A 20,598-nucleotide genomic window follows, 5' to 3' on the forward strand; every position below is an offset into this window, starting at 1 on the left:
TCCCCCAGCAGACGATACAGGGAGGACAGGAGATCCGCGATCCCTTCATTGGATCAGGAAGATTAGCCTCTCCAGTTCTCATGCCTCCACCATGCAGAAGCGACGACAATGCACATCGCACACACTGCTCAACACAAACAATCCATTCACGAAGAAAAAGAGAAACCCCACCCACCCCGAAAAAAAATAGTATCGGGAAGATTATCCTGAGACCTTACGCGACGTGCATGAAGCGGTCGACCAGTTCCGCGATCGCTTCCTTGTCGCCGTAGAGTTTCTCGCTGAGACCCTTGTCCTCATAGGCCTTGAGCGACGCCACCCTGCTGTCGATCATGCCGGCAGGGAAGATCGCATTCTCCTCGAAGATCGCACGCTTGGCATCGAGAGCCTCGGCCGACTCCCAGCAGGAGGCCGGGAGCTGTTCGAGCTGGTCCAGGCGGTCGCGGTACTCCGGCTTGAAGATGTTCACATCGACATAGAGCTTCTTCGCCAGTTCGAGAGCGTCGGGCATGTTGATACCGCGCAGCGAGGTGACGATGAGACCGGCGATCATCAGGTACGGATCGGCCGAGCCGTCGGGCACCCTGAACTCGATCGTCTGCTTGGACGGGCGCTCAGCCTTTAGGCCGCGGTCGTACGGGTTGGCGTCCTGCGTCATGTGCTGGGCGCCGACCCAGCCTAGGGGCACGCGGACCACGACGGAGCGGTTGCGGTCGCCCCAGCAGATGTTGGTGGGCGCCTCCTGGTGCGGCACGAGCCTGAGGTACGAGGTCGGGATGGTGTCGCCGAAAGCGGTCAGGGCGTCGGCGGCATCGAGGATACCGGCGATCATCTTCCTGGCGAGCGGGCTCAACTTCCCCTCCTCGACCATCAGGTTCTGGCCGTCCTTCTCGACGAGCATGTGGAAGTGCATCCCGCTCCCTGCCTTGCCGACGGTGATCTTCGGGGCAAAGCTGATCTCGACGCCGTACTGGTACCCGAGCATCCGGAGGATCCACTTCGCGATGATCAGCTGCTCCGCGGCCTCCTCGACCGGCATGGGCAGGAACTCGATCTCGTGCTGCTCGAAGTACTGGTCCTCGGTGCTGAAGCACCCGACCTCGGAGTGGCCGTACTTGATCTTACCGCCGGCCTTGGCGATCAACCGCAGCGCCTCGGTCCGCAGGTCTTCGAACTTGGCGAAGGGTGCGGCGGTGTGGTAGCCCTTCTGGTCGAGACCGGGGTAGAGCTCCTCACGCTCGCTGATCACATAGTACTCCAGTTCGCCGAGGGTCTTGAAGACGCCGCCGGTCTGCCTGGTGAACTCCTCGTTCGCCTTGCGCAGGACATACCCCGGAGCGCTCTCCAGCGGCTTGCCCTCGTAGTCATAGTACGAACAGAGGATCTCGAGCGTCGGCACCTCGGTAAACGGATTGACGAAGGCGGTGCGGTAGCGCGGGATCACGTACAGGTCGCTGCTCCCCGCTTCGATGAACGAGAAGATGTTGCTCCCGTCGACCCGCTCGCCGTCGGAGAGGATGGCGTCGAGATGCTCCTTCGAAGAGATGATAAAGTTGAGCGTCTTGAGCTTGCCGTCCTCCGCGGCATAGCGGAAATTCACCATCTCGATACCGTTTTCATAGCAAAAACGAATAATATCGTCTTTGGTAAATTCTGACGACGGCTTCTTGAGGAAGCGGACGAGGTCGTTTGGATTCATCAAGATCTCAGAGTCTTTCATGAGGTTCGGGGTACGTTACGACCGTATGGTTAATCATCTTTTCCTGCACGCTATGTCATGATCGAAGGGCGCCCCTCCCCTCAAACAATTGCATCGCAGGATTTTAATAAAAATATACTCGTTCAGATATGCCTGTTCCGGAAGATCCCGGAAATCCCGGACAATTTTCCACACCGTTGATCTGTCCCCAACACGTATCCGCCACCTCGCGGTGAAAAGGCATTCAAAGACCCGAATGGCCGTTAAAATCATATAAATGGCTTTAAACGCCCCAATGTGATCGCCCGGCATCTACGGCGGACATTCTGATCCCCATATACGAAAAAAGCGTTTTCTAAACTCTCTTCAGGATCTTCTCCTTTGCCTTCCCCGCTCAATCGCAATCCCGGGAGTCCGGGGGTCGCAAACCCAGGCAAGAAGATGAAGGAAGGCAGGTCGATCAGACGATGTTTCTGTCCTCTTCATATCAGTAGGAGGCTCGATGGGATCAAATCCTCATTCAAGCTTTTGGGATATGCTCGCAGTATGCAGAGGCATACTCCTGACGCACGCCCGATTCTCGAGAGCCAAAAAAAAGATTTTATTCCCAGCGGCCGGTCGGACCTTCATCGTCCTGAACCGGACCGAAGGCAACCTCAAGGACACCGTTCCGGTAGGTCATCCACTCCACCTGGAGGGCGGAGGGGGGAAGTTCGACCTGCTTGCGGTATGCTTGCTCGCCGTTCGCGGCGTCGATGTGGAGGACGGACCCCTCCTGCCAGACCCTGATCTCCTCCTCCCGCATCCCGGGAATCTCGGCGGCCACCAGAAACTGTTCCTCGGCCTCCTGCACCTCGACCCAGGGCTCGTCCCGGCCCTCGTCATCTTCGGCCATACCCCGCTTGCCCATCGGCGACCAGACCGGCGGCAGGACATGACACCGTCCCTCCTCGATCATCAGGTCGACCCTGAACGCGATCGACCGGCCATCCCCTTCCGCCATCGCCCGGCAGACCATCCGTCTGATATATTCGCTGAGCTGCTGAAAATCTTCGTCTGGAATCTCAGAGTACATGCTGATTGTGTCCCCCTTGTGGGTCCGTCGCCCGCAGGCTCGTCCACACAAATATACTGACCGCGGGATAATATGAGTTTTGATGACGGCACCCGCGGCCGTTATTTGTGGTACGGTTCTCCCCGCAGGATCCTGAACGCACGATAAATTTGCTCGAGGAGGATGACTCTGACCAGCGTATGGAGGAAGGTCATCTTCGAAAGCGAGAGGCGGAGATCGGAACGGGCATACACCGCATCGGAAAGTCCCAGAGGCCCTCCGATTAGAAACGAAACATCCCGCACCCCCTCGATCTCCCACCGGCCGACGTGCTCGGCGAGTTCTTCGCTCGACCATGCCACCCCCGCCGGGTCGAGCGCGACGACCAGGGCACCGTCGGGGACCGCGGCAAGCAACCGTTCCCCCTCCCGCTCCTTGACCTGCACCTCCTCGGCAGGGGAGGCGTTCTTCGGGATCCGCTCGTCCCGCACCTCGACGACCTTCGCCCCCCCGTACGGCCCCAGGCGCTTCTCATACTCTGCGATCCCCTCGGCGATGTAGCGCTCCTTCGCCTTCCCGACAGCGACGACACTGACCCGCATACCTTTCCCTCCTCTATTCCTCTGTCTGGAGGATATTTACCCCCTCACTCCGGCACCCCGACAGGTCGAGGTCGACCGACCCGTCACGCTCAAACCCTACCCGCATGTCATCAAATATACAATCTCCGTATCACACCGGCGCTCCAGATAGAAAAATCTCTAAATAATGAAGATAACCGGATGAGTGGTGATAGCATGGAGAGAAAATACACCATCTTCCTTGTCGTCATGCTCTTCGCTGGCATGGTCACCTTTGCCAGCGCAGCAACCGGCGACACCGGTCTGATCGGCGGGGACAAAGGCTACTTCGCCGTCCACTGCAACGTGGACGGGGCGAAGGTCTACTTCGACGACGACCTGAAAGGTGAGATCAAGGACGGCCGCCTGCTTGTGGAGGTCTACACCACCGCAACGCCGTACAAGACGATCAGCGTCGAGGCCGACGGTTACCAGACGCACACCGCACCCATCCTCGAGTACCCGGGAAAGGGTGAGACCGTGGACCTGACGGTGACCCTGCAGCCCGCACTCATCGGCGGGGATAAAGGGGCGTACCTGGTGAAGTGCAATGTCGACGGGGCAAAGGTCTACTTCGACAGCGACTTCAAGGGCGAGGTCAAAGACGGAGAACTCCTCGTCGAGGTCTACACCACCGGCACCCCGTACAAGATGATCAGCGTCGAGGCGGACGGCTATGAGACCTACACCGCGCCGATCGAGACCTACCCGGCAAAGGGCGAGACCGTCGAACTCGACGTCACCCTCGAGCAGGCACCCATCGGCGGGGACATGGGCGCGTTCCTGGTGAAGTGCAATGTCGACGGCGCAGCGGTCTTCTTCGATGAAGACCTGAAGGGCGAGATCAAGAACGGAGAACTGCTGGTGAGGGTCTACACCACGGCAACGCCGTACAAGACCATCACCGTCGAGGCACCCGGCTACCAGGCCGCGATCGTGCAGATCCAGCAGCGCCCGGCACAGGGCGAGACCGTCGAGGTCGCCGTCGCCCTCACGCCCGTACCGACGCCGACGCAGACCCAGACGCCCCTCTCCCTCTTCCCCGTACTCGGGGCGCTCGGACTCTGCAGTGCGCTCTTCCTGCTCAACAGGAAAAACTAACTCTTTTTTCCAGCGAGGCGCTCGAAGAAGGGGCGTTTCAGTTGACCAATCTCGAAGTCGAAGTAGTCCACCCACTCGGCGATGAGCGAGGTCTTCTTCTCTCCGGCGGCGAGACGTTCCTCCAGCGCCGCGATCTCACCGGTGAGTTCCCGCCGCTGCCGCTCCAGTTCGGCCCTGAGCGCCTCGATCTCCAGCGCCTGCCTCGCCACCTGGCCCTTGAGGTCGCGGGCCTCCAGATAGGCGAGGGTGACCGGGGAGGGTTCGAGTTCCTCCGCCGCCGCCGCTTCGCCTGCAGGTTTCACCGTTGCCGCAACCGGCCGCTGTTCCTCTCCGCCAGCGGCCTCCTCGGCCAGACGTTTCACCGTCTCGACGGAGGCAGGGGCGTACAGACGGACCGGCCCGATGCTCCGGCCGCGGAAGAGGTCGGGATGGGCATGGAGGTACTCCCGCACCTCGTCCTCCGGGAGACCGGCAAGGTCGGCGATCTCGGCGGGCTTCAGATAGACCATTCCTGTCTTCATGGCTGAGCAGATCATCCCCCCGGCACCGGAAAAAGTCTCCCATTTCGCACGACGTGCGGCCGACCTTCCCCGGAGCGCACCCGGAGCATCCAAGAGATTATATAATGTGTCGGCCATCTCCCGGCCATGACCCTGTATGCGGAAGTACTGGACAAAATCGCGGCACTGCTCACCGCCGCCTTCGGACTGGTCGCCGCACTGGCATGGAACGGGGCGATCCAGGAACTCTTCAAGGAACTTTTTGGGACGGCGGAGAACCTGACCGCACAGACCATCTATGCCGTCGTCGTGACCATCGTTGCCGTGCTGGTCACCATCATGATCGCACGGGCGGCTGCAAAAGCAAAAGGAGAGACGAAAACGTGAAGGGGATGCCCTTCACGGGATAAGCCATCCGAAGAGGCCCTGGTCGTCAGTCTCGTTCTGCACGAGTGCGGAGAGCCTGGCCTGCTCCTCTTCCATCACGGTAAGCTGCTCCATCAGGAGCGTCCGGGTCTGGTTGTCGCAGGTGCAGTTCTCGACGAGCCGCTGCATCTCACGGATCTGATCGGAGGTCCGGTTGAGGTTCTGGCAGAGGGCCGCCACCGCCTCCTGATCGCCGCCGAAGAGGAGACGGGTCAATCCCTGCCGCTCCTGGATCTGCTGCTCGGCCATCATCCTGGTCTGGACCGAGGTGTTGAACTCTCTGGCGATCGCCGAGATGTTCTCCCCGATCCCGCCGTCCATCTCGCCCGCCGCAAGGAGGGTGTGAACTGCTGTACTGACCTGGTTCCGGTTCTTCCAGGTCGAAGGCGGCCAGGTGAAATTCTCGGAGAGGTCGACGGTACCGTTCGTCTCGTTCACCGCGGAGGGGATACGCTTCGCAAGTCCCGGAGGGAGAGGCTTCGCATTCTCATCCTGGGGCAGGCGCTTTGCAATACCGGGCGGGATCCTCTTGGTCGGTTTGATCACAGGTTCCTGATCGGTTTCGTTCTCGGCGATCTCAGGGACGTCCTCGGTCTCGTTCTCGGCGATGTCCGGAATGTCCCCGGTTTCGTTCTCAGCAAGCGTTGCGATCGGCGTTATCACTTCGTCCTGGGAAGAGACGGACTTTTTTGCCCATCCCTTCTCATGGACGTTGCCCTTCTCTCCGGGAACCGCCAGGGCCGGAGCGGCAAGAAGGAGGAGGAGGGCGATCATCAGTACGGCTGTGCGGGATCTCATAGGAATCACCGACACGATCTCTGCCGACCTCTCTATATGAGAATTCTGAACTCCGGAGTTGGATAAAAGAGGAGGAAGTTCAGACCGCCGGGGCGTACCGTTTCCAGAGGAGGACGAGCCCGCCGATCATGGCAACGACCGCGAGAAGGGCCCCGCACCCCAGGAAGACACTCTCCCTGAAGAGGGAGAGAAGGGCGGTGGTCCCGAGGGCGATCCCGAAACTGCTGATGATGCTCCCGGTCAGTACGCATCCCACCACGACCGCGGGGGTCAGCCCCATCAGTCGTCCGAGGATGGTGGCATTCATGCCGCCGGAACCCTGGAAGGGAACGATCACAAAGATGGTCAGGCCGACGGTGGAGAGGCGCCCCAGCCAGGGGTGGGACTCGATGTACGACTGACACCCTTCCATCACCCGTCCGATCCACGGGCCGACGTACGGGATCTTCAGGGTCAGGTCGAGGTTGAGGGCGACGAAGAGCGAGGTGCTCAGGTCGATGACGACGATGATCATCGCAAGGAGCCACCAGGGCTCGCCAAGTCCGATCCCGACCGGGATTACCGACTCCTTCCCGGCCGGCGGGACGATGTACGCCGCGAGCAGCCCCGCGAGGGTCAGGTAGTTCTCGTGGGGCGTGGTCAGGTAGAGGGAAATAAGGAGAGCCGCGACAAGTCCGAATGGGAGGGCCAGTTTGACCGCCCGATCGACCACCAGGTTGGGGTGGAATGAGACTCCGTTGGTGAGCAGCATCCCTGTCATCTCTCCCTGTAGGTTGGTGCCGGCCCCTTATCAAAGAGCGCCACGCGGCGAAGTATACAGCCCGCGGCGACGAGAACGACGAGAAGAACGATCCCGATAATAAGCCCTCCGCCGGCAAGAGAGAGGGCGGCCTCGGCACCAAGGGCGAGAAGCGCCGAACCGGCGGCCGCCCCGAGGCCGACACAGCAGATCACCCCGCGTTCGCCCAGGCCCAGCAGCCGGCCCACCACCGCACCGCCGACACCCCCCGAGCCCTCCATCGGCAGGGAGGTGAAGAGGACAAGCCCCGCGCACGAGAGGCCCCGCAACCATGCCCTGCGCTCGAGAACCGCCCTGCCCGTCTCGACCAGAGCGGCCAGCCGCGGCCCGACATAGGGAAGGGAGAGGACGAGGTCGAAGTTGAGGGCGACGACGAGGCAGCCGACGACGTCCACATAGGTGCAGGTGAGCGCGGTCAGCCACCATGGCTGGCCGAGGGCGGCGGCGAGCGGGATGAGCGCCTCACGCCCGACCGGCGGGACGACATAGGCCGCCATCAGGCCGGTATAGAATACTGCTTCATCGGGGAAGACGAGAAAGAGAAAGAGGGCGTACAGGGGGTAGAGGAGAAGGGGGAGGACCACTCTCCCGAGACGCCCGCGCCGGTCTGCCCGTGATAGGATCCGCCCTTCTCCGGCCATGTCACCACGATCTCTCCGGCCCCACATAAAATGGTGGCGACCAGGCAGGAGTATGGGGCATGAATCCGCGGTTCAAGCACATGCGCTTGAACAGATCCCCGCTCCTTGCGAGGGGGGGATGAGCGGGGGCGGCATGGCCGAACATCACGCCGCTCCATCGTCATGACCCCGGAGAGAGTTCAGCGGGATCACGATCCCCGTGCCGTCTCCCATCCTATCCTCTCGCGAGACGATGGAAAAGATTCGATGACGGGGGAGCAGCACATCTGATCATCACGCCGTTCCGTTTTCATGACCCCGAAGATAGACCCGGGACGAGAAAGAGTGGATCGCTTTTCAGCAGGATCACATCACTCCATGCCGCTCCCCGCCCAATCCTCTCGCGAGAGAGCAGAAAAGATTCGGTGATAGGGGAGCGGCACATTCTGATCAACACGCCGTCCTGTTTTCATGACCCCGAAGATAGAACTGAGACGGGAGAGGGCCGATCACTTTTCAGAGGAGCACACCAACCCGTGCCGTCCCCGCCCTATCTTCTCGCGAGATGGCAGAACAGATTCATAGATCAGGGACGGCACGTTCTGATCATCACGCCTTCCCGTTTTCATGACCCCGAAGATAGAACCGCAAAGGCCACATCGGAGAGCCTGACTCCTCAAATCACGACGAAACAACAGAAACGAACTCAAGCCATTGCCGTTCCCAGCCCAATCCTCTCGCGAGAGGGCAGAAAAGATTCGGTGATAGGGGAGCGGCACATTCTGATCAGTACGCTATCCTGTCAGCATGACCCCGAAGATAGAACCCGGATCAGAGAGGGTTGATCTTTTTTCCGAGGAATCACACGACGTGCCGTCCCCCGTCCTATCTTCTCGCGAGACGGCGGAACAGATCGGGTGATGAGGGGACGGCATGCCCGATCACCACACTCTCCCCGTTTTCATGACCCCGAAGATAGGACCGCCCCACCGCTTTCATCACAACAGAACAGTAGACACGAACATCACCTCTCGCCGTCCCCCACCCTTACGCCGGGGGCCCGGGCGATTGTTCAAGCCCTCGATACTGCCGAAAAGTCCTCAGGTACGAAAAAAGTATCAGAGACCGGAGCGTTCAGCGGGCGGCCCGCTCTTCAAGGATCCGCCCGACGATCTGGGACGAACTGGCAAGCGGCCCTTCGTATCGTCCGATCCGCGCCACCTCGGCCCGCAGCCCCCGCTCCTTCAGGGCCGCCCTCAGGTCGTCCTCTTTGAAGAACTGGTTGAAGCCGAGGGTGATCACGTCGGGGTCGATCTCGCGGATCGGGTCGAAGATGTCGCCCTCCACCCCGAGCCGCGCGTGGTCGACCGGTTTGAGGGCCCTGACCATCGCAAGCCGCTGCTCCTGCGGGATGATCGGCCGCGGTTTGTGGCGGACGTTGACATCGCGGGCGACGATCACCCAGAGCTCGTCGCCGAGTTTCTTCGACTCCTCCAGATAGAAGAGGTGCCCGGGATGGAGAAGGTCGAAGGTGCCGGTGGCGACGACCCGCCTCACCGGATCACCTCCAGGTCGTACGGCTGGCCGCTGGCCGTGAAGCAGCGCCAGTCGTCAGGGCCGTACGGCCACCCGATGATGAGATGGTAGCGCCCGGTCCTGGGGAAGAACCCGAGGTCGGCGTCGGAAGGACGGATGACCCCGTTCGGGTGGGAGTGGGCGCTCCCGGCGGTGTGGGTGTCGAGGGGGAGCATGTCCAGAAAGACGCTGGCGCTCTCCTCGTTGCTCGTCGTGCCGGGGACGAGGTTGAGTTCGGTGATGACGCCGTCGGTCTCCCTGAGTATCGCGGCAAACTCGTTTGGATGGTTTTCCGCGCCGAGCCTGAGGAGGAGGTCAAGAAGGTCGGCAGAGATGCCTCTGATCTTCATAGGTCTATGGATGTTGGGTGCCATGCCCAATGAATGATTGGATCCGGGGCCGGTTCAGAACGGCCCGTCCTGGACATAACTCCTGCCCAGGGCGAGAGCCAGTTCGGCCCGTGCCAGTTCCCGGCCTAGATAGGCGGCATGGTCGAGGCGGGTGACGCAGCCCGCGTTGATGAGGGCGGCCGTCAGGTCGGCGGCGGTCTGGCCGCGGTAGACCGTGCCTTTCTGCGCGGCGAGGATCATACCGCCGTCAACGGCGATCCTGATGTTCCCGGCCGGGTCGGGGACGAACTTCTCCGGCGCGGGAGGCACGTCGACGACCTCTCCTTCGGGAAGAGGTTCGCACCGACGGCGCTTCTCCTTGAGGACGAGGAGGTCGATCCCGAGGTCCTTGGGGTACGGGTGCTCGCCGAGAGCGGCCATCATCTCGGTCGCCCGACGCATCTCGGCCACCGACCCTCGCGTCTTATCCGAGTGCTCGCTCGTGAAGATCACCGCGGCCCCGACCTCGTGGGCGCACGCCGCAAGGAGGGCGTTGATCCCGAGCGAGTCGGCGTCGATGAGTTCGGCGACGTTCCCGGCACCGAAGAAGATGGGACAATCGATATCCGTAAAGTTCCGGAGCGACTCCACCAGCCCCGAGCCCGCAGGCTGGAGGAGGGGGTCGGCGACGAGGGCACCGATCCCGGCTGACCGGGCCGCGGCAAGATTTGCCTCAAGTCCGGCCTCACCGGGCACGACGACCGCCGCAACCCCGGCCGCGGCCACCGCCGCGCCCACGGCCGGGATGTTCCCTTCATGGAGGGAGAGGACCAGGTCGGCCCGCGGGAGCGCCGCCAGGATCAGGGCCGGGTCCTGGGTGTCGGCGGCGAGAGGACCGTCGATCCCTTCCAGGCTTGCGAAGCATCGTCCGACATCGGCCGGCGTCGCGTCGAACCCGAAACCCAGGTCGACGATGTCGGCGCCCCGCGCGAAGAAGTCCTCCACCGCCGCACGGAGGTCGGGACGGCGGTGGGCGTCCATGATCTCGGCGAGCACCTTCATCCGCGATCCGCCCCCGATCGTGAGTCCTCTGATCACGACCTCTGCTTCGGCCGACGCCTCGGCTGCGGCGATCCGCCGGTACGCCGCCTCCCGCCGTTCGGCCGCAAAGAGTTCGTCGGCCGGGACCGTCCGGGAGAGGGCCACCGTGCCAAGACGCGAGAGGACCATCGCGAGGTCGGCCGCATGGCGTGGCCCCAGATAGATCGGCACACCCGTTGCCTCCTCGACCTCCGCAAAGGAGGCCGTCGACATCCCGGAGACCAGGACCAGGTCGTACTCGCCCTCGTCGATGATCGCCCGCAAACGGGCCGGAGTGAGAAACGCGGCGATCTCGCCGGTGACCACTACCTCAGCGTCAAAACCGGTGGCCGCCTTCCGAACAACCCCGGCAGTCGCCTCGCCGGTAGGGAGCAGGATCCGCATACCATTCCTTAATAGCCGTGAGGCGAAAAATGGTATGATCTTATGCTGAGATGCGACCTGCACGTCCACTCACGCTATTCGCGCGACGGTGAGAGCAGTATCGAGGAGATCCTCAGACAGGCCGAGGCCGCCGGGCTCGACGCCGTGGCGATCACCGACCACGACACCGTCGAGGGCGCGCTCGCCGCGCTCTCGTACGATAGCCCGATCATCGTCATCCCCGGGACCGAGATCTCGACAAAACAGGGACACCTCCTGGCCCTCGGCGTCACCGAAGCCTTCCCGAAAGGCATGGACTTTTTTGAAGCCGTCCACCGCGCCCGGGAGGCAGGGGCAGTGCTTATCCTCCCCCACCCGTACCATATGTGGCGCCACGGTGTCGGCCAGAAACTGAAGGCCGGACCGTCCCTGGTGGACGCCATCGAAGTCTTCAACAGCCGCTACATCACAGGGACCGCAAACCGGAAGGCGGCCATGGTCGCGCGGTCCCTGGGCAAACCCTGCGTCGGCGGGAGCGACGCCCACCAGGCGAGGTTCGTCGGCTACGGCTACACCCTCGTCGACGCCGAACCAGATCTGGCCTCCATCCTCGAGGCGATCCGGGCCGGACGGACCGCGGCCGGCGGACGGATGACCCCCCTCAAGTCGTACACCCGGCAGTCCCTGAAGAGCTCGTGGAAGAAGATCAAGGCCAGGATCCCCACATGAGACTGGCCTTCAGGATAGGCTACTGGGGTGACGGGTTCTATGGCTCCCAGGTCCAGCCCGAGGTCAGGACCGTTGAGGGCGACGTGGCCGCGGTCTGCACGAAACTCGGACTCTTCGACGACCCCCGGGAAGCGCGCTTCGCCTTTTCCGGCAGGACCGACCGCGGCGTCCATGCCGCCGGGCAGGTCTGCGCCTTCACGACCGCCGAACCGGAACGGGCGGTCGCCGCCCTGCCGTACGAACTCCCGGCAGACATCTGGACCACCGGATGGGCCGAGGTCCATGACCGGTTCAGCCCGAGAAAGGAGGCGACCGCCCGGACCTATCGCTATTTTTTCGAGGAGCACCCGGGCGATACCGCCCTGATGGATCGGGCGGCGCAGGCTTTTCTCGGCGAGCACGACTTCACCCTCCTCTCCAGGCGGAGCGAGCGCAACCCGGTGCGCCGGGTGCATGCCGCCCGCGTCTTTGATGACGGCGACTTCTGTGTCTTCGAGGTGACCGCGGAGAGTTTTCTCTGGAACATGGTGCGGTGCATGGCCTCGGCCCTCGCCATGGTCGGGCGAGGAGACGAGGAACCCGGATGGATCGGGGAGATCCTCAGGGGAGAGGGGGAGCGGCATCTCCCTGCCGCGCCTCCCGGCGGGTTGATCCTCCTGGACATCGCCTATCCCTTCCCCTTCACTCCCCTCCCTCCATCACCGAAGGCAGAACAGGCCCTTATCAGACGAGAAAGGGACTTCAGGTTGAAAAAAAGGGTGAGTGCAGCCCTACATGGGCTGAGCCTGGATCTCCTTGGGGAGGAGCAGGTTGATGACGAACTGCGGGATCTGCCGTGAGGTCTTGACCGTGAGGGAGAAATTCGCTTTTCCTTCGACAAGCCCCCTGTACTTCATGAACATCTTGAAGTCGGTGGAGAGAAGGGTGACGCCAAAGATCTTCATGCTGGCATGATGCTCTGCCACTTCCATCTCCTGCCCGAGAACGATTTTTTCTCTGTTGCCATTGACGTCAAGAATGAGTTCATCGCCATAACTGAGGGCCATCATCTTGACGTTCCCGACGGTGACCGGTTCGCCGTCAGGGAACCAGACATTGTAGGTCACCGTGTACGGGTAGGTGGAACCAGGTATCGGATCCCCGAACTCAACATCAAGGGTAAAGGCGGCCGCAACGGCGAGAAGCAGGAGCAGTCCGAAGACTCCGAGAACGGCCTTCTTCTTTCCGCTCATTTTTTTCGGTTCTGGCGCCGGAGGTGACGGAGGAGATACTGTGGACTGCTCAACCGGCCCTGGCCGGTTCGGCTGGACAGAGTCAGCCGGGGGGACGGTGCCGTCCGCCGCATCATTGGGTACATGTTCTTCGGTCATGGTGTTTCGCGGGAGAGGTAAGTCCCTGCACCATTTATGCATGCTGAAATCTGCCGGGCAGGAGAGAGGTTCGGACCAACAAACCCAAGTCAGCACACACCTAACCTATGGGTATCCATAGCAATCTACAAGAACACACCGACAAATGTAATGATCAATAATGAGCATCTGTCTCTGGTGAGGAGTTGAGTACGATTTCTGAGATACCAAAGGAGGAGTACCTCACGACCTGCACCGCGGCCTGTGCCGGATGCAGTTCGTCGCTATCCCTCCGCTATGTCCTGAAGGCGGCCGGACCCGACACGGTCCTGGTCGTCCCGGCATGTTGCACCAGCGTCATCCAGGGGATGTATCCGAACACCTCCTTCAATGTGCCGGTGTACAACATCGCCTTTGCAGCGGCTGCAGCCTGCGCCTCCGGCATGAGCAAGGCGTTCAGGAGTGCAGGGAAGAAGACCAACGTCATCGTCTATGCCGGGGACGGCGGGACGGTCGACATCGGGATCCAGGCGCTTTCGGGCGCGTTCGAGCGCGGCACCGACTTCCTGTACATCTGCTACGACAACGAGGCCTACGGGAACACCGGGATGCAGCGTTCCGGGGCGACGCCGCTCGGCGCCCTGACCACCACCACCCCGGCCGGGAAGACCGAGACCAAGAAAGACCTCGACCAGATCGTGGCCGCCCACAATCCCCCGTACATGGCGACCGCCTGTAGCGCCTATCCCCTCGACCTGTACAAGAAGGTCAAGAAGGCGCTCTCCATCGAGGGACCGAAGTTCATCCACATCCTGGCGCCCTGTCCGCCGGGGTGGCGGTACAACTCCGACAAGACGATCGAGATCGGCAAACTCGCGGTCAAGACCGGGTCGTGGGTGCTGTACGAGCGCGAGTACGGCAAACTCACCGTCTCGGGTCCGTCCAGGATGGCACTGAAAAAGCCGCACCCGATCGAGGAATATGTGCGTGCCCAGGGTCGGTTCAAGAAGGCTACCCCTGAAATCATCGCCGAACTCCAGCAGAGCATCGAGAAGAATCTTGCACGGATCAAGAAGGAGGAGGAAGGCATATGCTGATGATCTCAACCGGCAACAAGGCCATCGCCGCGGCGGTCAAGCAGGCCCGTCCGTCGGTCGTCGCCGCATACCCGATCACCCCGCAGACCGAGATCATCGAGCAGATCGCCGCCTACGTCGCCGCAGGCGAGATCGAGACCGAGTATATCCCGGTCGAGAGCGAGCACTCGGCGATGGCGGCATGCATCGGGGCCGCGGCCACGGGCGTGCGGACCTTCACCGCGACGAGTTCGCACGGGCTGCTGTACATGCACGAGATGCTCCACTGGGCCACGGGCGCACGCCTGCCCATCGTGATGGCGAACGTGAACCGTGCCGTGGGGCCGGGGTGGAACACCTGGGCCGAGCACACCGACGCCTTCTCCCAGCGCGACACCGGGTGGCTCCAGGTCTTCGTGGGCACGGTTCAGGAGGCCTACGACGCCACGCTCATGGCCTTCCGCATCGCGGAGGACGAGCGGGTGCTCCTGCCGGTGATGGTCAACCTCGACGGGTTCACCCTCTCGCACATCATGCAGTCCCTGGAGACCGTCGACCTCGGCGACTTCATCCCGCCGAACAGGCTTCCGTACGCCATTGACGTGAAGAACCCGATGGGCTACGGGCCGATGACCGGGCCTGACGACTATTTCAGGTTCAGGTGGGATATCGAGCGCTCGATGCGGGACGCCCGCGAGGTGATCCGCGAGACCGAGGAGGAGTTCGCCAGGCGGTTCGGCAGGAAGTACGGTCCGGCCGAGGAATACCTGTGCGAGGACGCCGAGGTCGTCGTCGTCTCGATGGGCACCCTCGGCAAGGAGGCCGAAGTGGCCGTCGACCTTCTCCGCAAGGAAGGGATCAAAGCCGGGTCGATGCGCCTGCGCTGGTTCAGACCGTTCCCCGACCTCGACCTGAAGGGCCGGGAGGTCGTGGTCATCGACCGCGACTACTCGTTCGGGTTCGGCGGGGTCGTGGCGGCCTCGCTCAAGGCAAAGACCGGCATCGACTGCTACAACGTGATCGCCGGCCTCGGCGGGCAGGAGGTCACGTACGACGATATCGCCGACTTCGTGCGGAACCGTCGGATCGGTGAAGAGATGTGGTTCGGGGTGAGCGAGTAATGTATGAGATTCGTATCCACTCCCGCGGCGGACAGGGCGGGGTGACGGCGGCCCGTCTCCTTGCCCTTGCGGCCTTCAGGGACGGGAAACACGCGACCGCCTGCCCCTTCTACGGCGCCGAGCGCCGGGGCGCACCGGTCGTCTCCTTCGTGCGGATCGACGATGCGCCGATCAAGATCTACTCGCAGATCAGGAACCCCGACATGGTGGTCGTCCTGGACGCCTCGGTCATGGAGACCGTGGACGTCCTCCACGGCCTCAAGGAGGGCGGCAAGGTGCTGATCAACAGCGAGCACCCCCAGGAGTTCCCGGGCTTCACCTCCTATCATGTCGACCTGACCGGGATCGCCCTGGCCCAGGACCTCGCCATCGCAGGGACGCCCATCATCAACACCCCCTTCCTGGGTGCGGCGGCAAAACTCGGGATCGTCTCCGTCAAGTCGGTCAGGCAGGCGATCAGGGAGATGTTCACGGACGAACGGAACGTGAAGGTGGCCGAGGCCGCCTACGAGGAGCTGGTCATATGAGAGAACGGCTTGCACTGAGCAAACCAAAGAAGGGCGCATGCGGGCTTACCGGGTCGTGGCGGGTCTTCCGTCCGGTCGTGGACAGGGAGAAATGCAACCAGTGCGGCATCTGCGAGATCCACTGCCCCGACGCGGTCATCGATGAGGAGCTGAAGATCGACCTGAACTTCTGTAAGGGCTGCGGGATCTGCGCGGACGTCTGCCCGAAGAAGGCCATCACGATGGTCAGGGAAGAGAAGTAAGGTTTTTTGGGGCGTTCGTGCCCCTTCTTTTTTCGGATCATTCGAAAAGATTCTTTTTCTTCCAACAGAACGGCAGAGGAGGACGCCACTCCGTGCCGTCCCCAGTCCTATCTTCTCGCAAAATGACGAGAAAGATCCCGTGATGGGGGACGGCATGATCTGATCATCACACCGTCTCGTTTTCATGATCACCGGAGATGGACGACGGACGGGAGTGGGCCGATCATTGCTCAGATGAGCACACCACCCCGTGCCGTCCCCAGCCCTATCTTCTCGCGAGATGGCAGAACAAACCCGGTGAAGGGGAACGGCATGATCTGAGCATGACGCCGCCCTGTCGTCGCGACCCCAAAGATAGAACCAGGACAGGAGCAGGCCGATCATTATTCAGAGGAGCACACCACTCTGTGCCGTCCCCGTCCCATCTTCTCGCGAGATGAAAGAACATATTCGATGATGAGGGGACGGCATGATCCGATCATCACACCGTCTCGTTTTCATGATCACCGGAGATGGACGACGGACGGGAGTGGGCCGATCATTGCTCAGATGAGCACACCACCCCGTGCCGTCCCCAGCCCTATCTTCTCGCGAGATGGCAGAACAAACCCGGTGAAGGGGAACGGCATGATCTGAGCATGACGCTGTCCCGTTTTCATGACCCCGAAGATAGAGCCCGGACAGGGGATGAGCACGCCGCTCCTCGCTGTCCCCTGTCTCTCTTCTCTCGAAACGGCGGGAAAAATTCTGCGAGGGGGACGGCACGTCTGGATCATCACGTCGTCCCACACGCCCACCCTGGCGACGCTGCTCGTGTGTCCATTCATGCATACCCTTTTGACTCAGGCAGAGAGACCAGAGAGATACGATGATCCGGGCAAACACCACGCGACAAGAGGTCGCCCTCGTTCACTGCCGCCGATATGACGACGAGGAGGTCTTTCGGTCCGTCGAGAGGGCCGTCGATCTGATCGGCGGGATCGGGAGATATGTCAGACCAGGAAGCCGGGTGCTCCTCAAGCCCAATCTTCTGATGGGAGCAGGGCCCGAGCGGGCGGTCACCACCCACCCGGCGGTGGTCTGCGCCGTCGCCCGTCTCCTCTCCGCACACGGGTGCGAGGTGGTCATCGCCGATTCGCCGGGGGCCGGGACGCGCTATACGAGACGCAACCTGGAGCATGCCTACGAGAAGGCCGGGTTCACCGCGGCCGCGGCATACCCGCGGGTGAGGTTGAGCACCGACACCTCGTCGCGTGAAGTCCCCTGCCCGGACGGGACGGTGATGAAACGTTTCTCGATCATCAACGAAGCGCTCAACGCCGACGCCATCGTCGTCGTCTCCAAAGCGAAGACCCATCTCTTCACCACCTACTCGGGCGCCGTCAAGAACCTCTTTGGGGTCGTCCCCGGCCTTGAGAAACCGGTCTTTCACGCACGGTTCAGGCAGCCGGAACGGTTCGCCGAGATGCTCCTCGATCTCAACACCTGCGTCGTCCCGGTCCTCCATGTGATGGACGCCGTCGTCGGGATGGAGGGCGACGGCCCGATGTCGGGATCGCCCAGACCGATCGGGGCCGTCCTCGCGGCCGCCGACCCCACGGCCGTCGACATCGTCACGGCACGGTTGATGGGAATGGACCCCGCCACCCTCCCGACGATCAACGCAGCAGTCGGCCGGGGATGGGTGAGCCCGGACTTCCATGAGATCGAGGTGGTCGGCGACGACGCGGCGGCGGTCACCGTCCCCGACTTCAGGCACCCCTCCACCCACCCGGCAAGACCCGCCGTCTCCTTCCTCAACAGGCAGGTGCTCAGGTTCATGCAGGGGCGCGGCACCCTCACCAGGCCCCTGCCTCTTCCCGACCCCGGACGCTGCACCGGGTGCGGGCGGTGCGTCCTCACCTGCCCGGTGAATGCCATCGCCCTCGAGAAGGGAAAGGCCGTGGTGGAGGGAGAGAGATGTATCCGGTGCTATTGTTGCCACGAGATGTGCGAGGAAGGAGCGATCGATCTGAAACAGGGCCCACTCTCCAGGTTCGTCTCACGGCTCCTGCCGTGATTCTCAATCTCTACGGAAATACCAACAACATTTATTTTTAATCCGAAAATAGGGCTATAATTCTGAAATAAATTTTTTTAAATTCTCTTTTATCATACAGGATCCCAGGAAGCCACCAATTCGCGCCGAGCCAGGGGAAAAGAAATATTATTCATTTGAAATGATCCCATTAGCTTGTAATGCCTGTAGAAAAAATAGAACTCATTAAATAGCATTACATGGAGATGGTAATTCACCCGGGACCTGCACCCAGGCACAGAGGGAGAACCTCTGACCCATGGTCTCCACACCCAGGGGTGGCAGTCCGTGGGACCCGACAGAGAGCGACCGGCCGCACTCCCCGCACCCATACACCAGACAGGAGACGACCATGCCAGACTACGAAGACATCACTGAAAGGTCTCAGGACGAGGCCACCCGAACCGGGGTGATCCTGAAAGGAATAGACCTTGCCCCCGCCCCCCTCCAGATCATCGACCCCGAGTATCGCATTCTCTACCTCAACCAGGCCGCAGCGGACCTGATCGGAGTACGAGCCGAAGACTGCATCGGAAAACCCTGCCACTCCGTTTTCAGGAACAGCCTCTGTAATTCTGAAGCATGCCCCTGCAGAAAAGCCATGAAGAGCGGGCAGACCGAGACTGCGAGAACCGAACTCGCCGGCGGATGCTGGATCGACTGCAGTGGAACGCCACTGAAAGACGAATCCGGCCTTGTCATCGGTGCCGTCGAGTCTATTCAGGACGTCACCCCCCAGGTCAGGGCCGCCAGAGACCTCCTTGAAGTCGGCGAAGAGGCGCAACAGGGTAACCTATCAGTCAGAGCGAGCCTCGACGCCGAAGGCGACTTCCTTGAGATCGCGGAGAACGTCAACTCCCTCCTCGACGCCATCACAGAACCCTTCCAGATCGCCGCAACCGCCATCGAACAGATCGGAAGGGGCCAGATCCCCGAAAAAGTCACCGGCGAATACGAAGGCGACTTCAAGGTTCTCGTCGACGACATCAACCGTTGCATCGACGAGCTTGCAGCCCTTTCCAGTGCCAATGCCGTGCTGAAGCGGATGACCGTGAACGACTATACCCTGCGGATCGAGGACGACTTCAACGGGATCTACGCCGAGATCGCCGCAGAGATCAACACGGTCATCGACCGCCTCCTCGTCATACAGAATGTCAGCACCAATATCGCCGCCGGTGACCTCTCAGACCTTGAAAATCTCAAGAAGGTCGGCAGACGGTCGGAGAACGACCGGATGCTCCCGGCACTCATCACCATGGAGGAGAGCCTCACCGCTCTCGTCGAGGACACCGAGCGGCTCGCAGAAGCAGGAGCAGCAGGAAACCTCTCGGTCAGGGCCGACGTCACTCGCCACAAGGGCTCCTTTGCCGAAGCTATGAATGGGGTCAACCGTCTCTTCGACGTCGTCGTCCAGCCCCTTGAGGAGGGGATGAAGGTCGCCGCCTCCCTTGCAGAGGGAGACTACACCAGGCCGTTCTCAGAGGAGATCCAGGTTTCAGGCGACTTCAAACGCTTCAAAGATTCGCTCAACGAGATCATCGTCAAAGGGAACGCCGTCTTCAGGAAAGTCCAGGACGCGGCTGAACAGGTCCAGTACGGCACCCTCGAGGCGAGCAAGGGCGGCGACCAGATCGCCAAGGCCGCCGAACAGGTGGCAAACACCAGCCAGCAGTGCGCCGACCTGAACAAAACGACCCTCACCAAAATGGAGGAGATCAGCCGACGTATCAGTGACCTCTCCGCGTCCAATGAGGAAGTCGCGAGCACCTCTCAGGAGATCCTCAGTCGCGCCGAACTGGTGGCCCAGAAAGGCCGCGATACCCAGGGGCTCGGGAGGGAGGCCAACGAGAAGATCACGGTCGTCGAAAAGATCGCCCATGAGAGTGTGGAGGACATCACCCAGCTCAACGACGAGATGCACGAGATCAACAAGATCGTCAAGCTGATCACCGACATCTCCAACCAGACCAACCTGCTCGCGCTCAACGCCGCGATCGAGGCGGCTCGGGCGGGCGAGCACGGCCGGGGCTTTGCCGTCGTCGCAGGGGAAGTGAGAAACCTCGCCGGTGAGTCGAAGAAAGCCACCAACGACATCGAGAACCTCATCTCATCCATCCAGGGGAAGAGCGAGAAGACCGCCACGGCGATCAGTTCGGCGAACAACGAGATCACCGCAAGTGTTCAGAGCGTGAACAACGCCATCCTCGCCCTCAACGAGATCGTGGAAGGCGCCGTCGCCGTGACGCACGACATGGGAGAGATCGCCCGGGCCATCGAGGACCAGGCAAACACCACCAACACCGTCGTCCAGATCGTCGAGGACGGGACGATGATGACACGGGAAAGCCTCAACCAGGTCGAAGACCTCGCTGCCCTCGCCGAAGAGACGAGCGCCTCCACCGAGGAGATCGGGAGCGCGGTCCACGAACTCAACCGGCTGGCAAGTGACCTGGCCGACGAGATGAAGAAGTTCAGGGTCTGACGAAGGA

Annotated in this window: 21 protein-coding genes; 10 read left to right on the plus strand and 11 right to left on the minus strand. The window is 61.8% G+C overall.

Annotated elements, in window-relative coordinates; all coding sequences use genetic code 11:
* Positions 1-214: 214 nt before the first annotated feature.
* The 3 genes from E2N92_RS07430 to rlmH all read right to left on the minus strand — a co-directional run bounded on the left by E2N92_RS07430 (position 215) and on the right by rlmH (position 3,355).
* Complete coding sequence (locus E2N92_RS07430) at positions 215-1,720, minus strand: glutamine synthetase family protein (protein WP_220680576.1); 1,506 nt, start codon at positions 1,718-1,720, stop codon at positions 215-217.
* Positions 1,721-2,300: 580 nt separating this feature from the next.
* Complete coding sequence (locus tag E2N92_RS07435; RefSeq protein WP_220680577.1) at positions 2,301-2,774, minus strand: Hsp20/alpha crystallin family protein; 474 nt, start codon at positions 2,772-2,774, stop codon at positions 2,301-2,303.
* A gap of 101 nt (positions 2,775-2,875) precedes the next feature.
* Positions 2,876-3,355, minus strand: coding sequence for a 23S rRNA (pseudouridine(1915)-N(3))-methyltransferase RlmH (gene rlmH, locus E2N92_RS07440; protein ID WP_220680578.1), 480 nt, complete (start codon positions 3,353-3,355; stop codon positions 2,876-2,878).
* A 195-nt stretch (positions 3,356-3,550) separates the two neighbouring features.
* Between rlmH and E2N92_RS07445 the strand changes: the two genes are divergently transcribed.
* Positions 3,551-4,474 (plus strand): PEGA domain-containing protein, encoded by a 924-nt coding sequence (locus E2N92_RS07445; RefSeq protein ID WP_220680579.1) that lies wholly within the window; start codon positions 3,551-3,553, stop codon positions 4,472-4,474.
* Here the strand turns inward: E2N92_RS07445 and E2N92_RS07450 are convergent.
* The gene (locus E2N92_RS07450; RefSeq protein WP_220680580.1) at positions 4,471-4,995 is read right to left on the minus strand and encodes a hypothetical protein; all 525 of its coding nucleotides are present in this window, start codon (positions 4,993-4,995) and stop codon (positions 4,471-4,473) included. The two genes, E2N92_RS07445 and E2N92_RS07450, sit on opposite strands and share 4 nt — an antisense overlap.
* 126 nt (positions 4,996-5,121) lie before the next feature.
* On the opposite strand from E2N92_RS07450, the gene E2N92_RS07455 reads away from it, so the two are divergent.
* Complete coding sequence (locus E2N92_RS07455) at positions 5,122-5,361, plus strand: DUF5654 family protein (RefSeq protein WP_220680581.1); 240 nt, start codon at positions 5,122-5,124, stop codon at positions 5,359-5,361.
* Positions 5,362-5,373: 12 nt separating this feature from the next.
* Here E2N92_RS07455 and E2N92_RS07460 read toward each other — a convergent pair whose 3' ends face one another.
* The 6 genes from E2N92_RS07460 to E2N92_RS07485 form a co-directional block, all read right to left on the minus strand.
* Positions 5,374-6,198: a hypothetical protein gene (locus E2N92_RS07460; protein WP_220680582.1), complete on the minus strand. Its 825-nt coding sequence runs from the start codon at positions 6,196-6,198 to the stop codon at positions 5,374-5,376.
* Positions 6,199-6,277: 79 nt separating this feature from the next.
* Positions 6,278-6,958, minus strand: a complete 681-nt coding sequence (locus tag E2N92_RS07465; protein WP_220680583.1) for a small multi-drug export protein — start codon at positions 6,956-6,958, stop codon at positions 6,278-6,280.
* Complete coding sequence (locus tag E2N92_RS07470) at positions 6,955-7,638, minus strand: small multi-drug export protein (RefSeq protein WP_220680584.1); 684 nt, start codon at positions 7,636-7,638, stop codon at positions 6,955-6,957. The genes E2N92_RS07465 and E2N92_RS07470 overlap by 4 nt, the downstream gene beginning before the upstream one ends.
* 1,113 nt (positions 7,639-8,751) lie before the next feature.
* Entirely contained in the window at positions 8,752-9,174 is a 423-nt protein-coding gene (locus E2N92_RS07475) for an FAD synthase family protein (RefSeq protein ID WP_220680585.1), read from the minus strand.
* Entirely contained in the window at positions 9,171-9,542 is a 372-nt protein-coding gene (locus E2N92_RS07480; protein ID WP_220680586.1) for a Mov34/MPN/PAD-1 family protein, read from the minus strand. The genes E2N92_RS07475 and E2N92_RS07480 overlap by 4 nt, the downstream gene beginning before the upstream one ends.
* Before the next feature lie 54 nt (positions 9,543-9,596).
* The gene (locus tag E2N92_RS07485; RefSeq protein ID WP_220680587.1) at positions 9,597-11,006 is read right to left on the minus strand and encodes a dihydropteroate synthase-like protein; all 1,410 of its coding nucleotides are present in this window, start codon (positions 11,004-11,006) and stop codon (positions 9,597-9,599) included.
* A 42-nt stretch (positions 11,007-11,048) separates the two neighbouring features.
* Between E2N92_RS07485 and E2N92_RS07490 the strand changes: the two genes are divergently transcribed.
* Both E2N92_RS07490 and truA read left to right on the plus strand, forming a co-directional pair.
* A complete protein-coding gene (locus tag E2N92_RS07490; protein WP_220680588.1) occupies positions 11,049-11,714 on the plus strand; it encodes a PHP domain-containing protein in 666 nt (221 codons plus the stop codon).
* On the plus strand, positions 11,711-12,553 hold the full coding sequence (gene truA / locus E2N92_RS07495) for a tRNA pseudouridine(38-40) synthase TruA (RefSeq protein ID WP_220680589.1): 843 nt from the start codon (positions 11,711-11,713) through the stop codon (positions 12,551-12,553). Before E2N92_RS07490 ends, truA begins: the two co-directional genes overlap by 4 nt.
* On the opposite strand, the gene E2N92_RS07500 is transcribed toward truA, so the two are convergent.
* Positions 12,485-13,084, minus strand: coding sequence for a hypothetical protein (locus E2N92_RS07500; protein WP_220680590.1), 600 nt, complete (start codon positions 13,082-13,084; stop codon positions 12,485-12,487). The two genes, truA and E2N92_RS07500, sit on opposite strands and share 69 nt — an antisense overlap.
* A 194-nt stretch (positions 13,085-13,278) precedes the next feature.
* Between E2N92_RS07500 and E2N92_RS07505 the strand changes: the two genes are divergently transcribed.
* The 6 genes from E2N92_RS07505 to E2N92_RS07530 all read left to right on the plus strand — a co-directional run bounded on the left by E2N92_RS07505 (position 13,279) and on the right by E2N92_RS07530 (position 20,591).
* Positions 13,279-14,160: a thiamine pyrophosphate-dependent enzyme gene (locus E2N92_RS07505; protein ID WP_220682971.1), complete on the plus strand. Its 882-nt coding sequence runs from the start codon at positions 13,279-13,281 to the stop codon at positions 14,158-14,160.
* A complete protein-coding gene (locus E2N92_RS07510) occupies positions 14,154-15,260 on the plus strand; it encodes a transketolase C-terminal domain-containing protein (protein ID WP_220680591.1) in 1,107 nt (368 codons plus the stop codon). Before E2N92_RS07505 ends, E2N92_RS07510 begins: the two co-directional genes overlap by 7 nt.
* Complete coding sequence (locus tag E2N92_RS07515; RefSeq protein WP_220680592.1) at positions 15,260-15,787, plus strand: 2-oxoacid:acceptor oxidoreductase family protein; 528 nt, start codon at positions 15,260-15,262, stop codon at positions 15,785-15,787. Before E2N92_RS07510 ends, E2N92_RS07515 begins: the two co-directional genes overlap by 1 nt.
* A complete protein-coding gene (locus E2N92_RS07520; RefSeq protein WP_220680593.1) occupies positions 15,784-16,029 on the plus strand; it encodes a 4Fe-4S binding protein in 246 nt (81 codons plus the stop codon). The genes E2N92_RS07515 and E2N92_RS07520 overlap by 4 nt, the downstream gene beginning before the upstream one ends.
* Positions 16,030-16,897: 868 nt before the next feature.
* Positions 16,898-18,088 (plus strand): DUF362 domain-containing protein, encoded by a 1,191-nt coding sequence (locus E2N92_RS07525; RefSeq protein ID WP_220680594.1) that lies wholly within the window; start codon positions 16,898-16,900, stop codon positions 18,086-18,088.
* Between the two features lie 370 nt (positions 18,089-18,458).
* A complete protein-coding gene (locus E2N92_RS07530; RefSeq protein ID WP_220680595.1) occupies positions 18,459-20,591 on the plus strand; it encodes a methyl-accepting chemotaxis protein in 2,133 nt (710 codons plus the stop codon).
* The last annotated feature ends 7 nt before the right edge of the window (positions 20,592-20,598 follow it).

Source organism: Methanofollis formosanus, assembly GCF_019633745.1.
Classification (GTDB): Archaea; Halobacteriota; Methanomicrobia; order Methanomicrobiales; family Methanofollaceae; genus Methanofollis; species Methanofollis formosanus.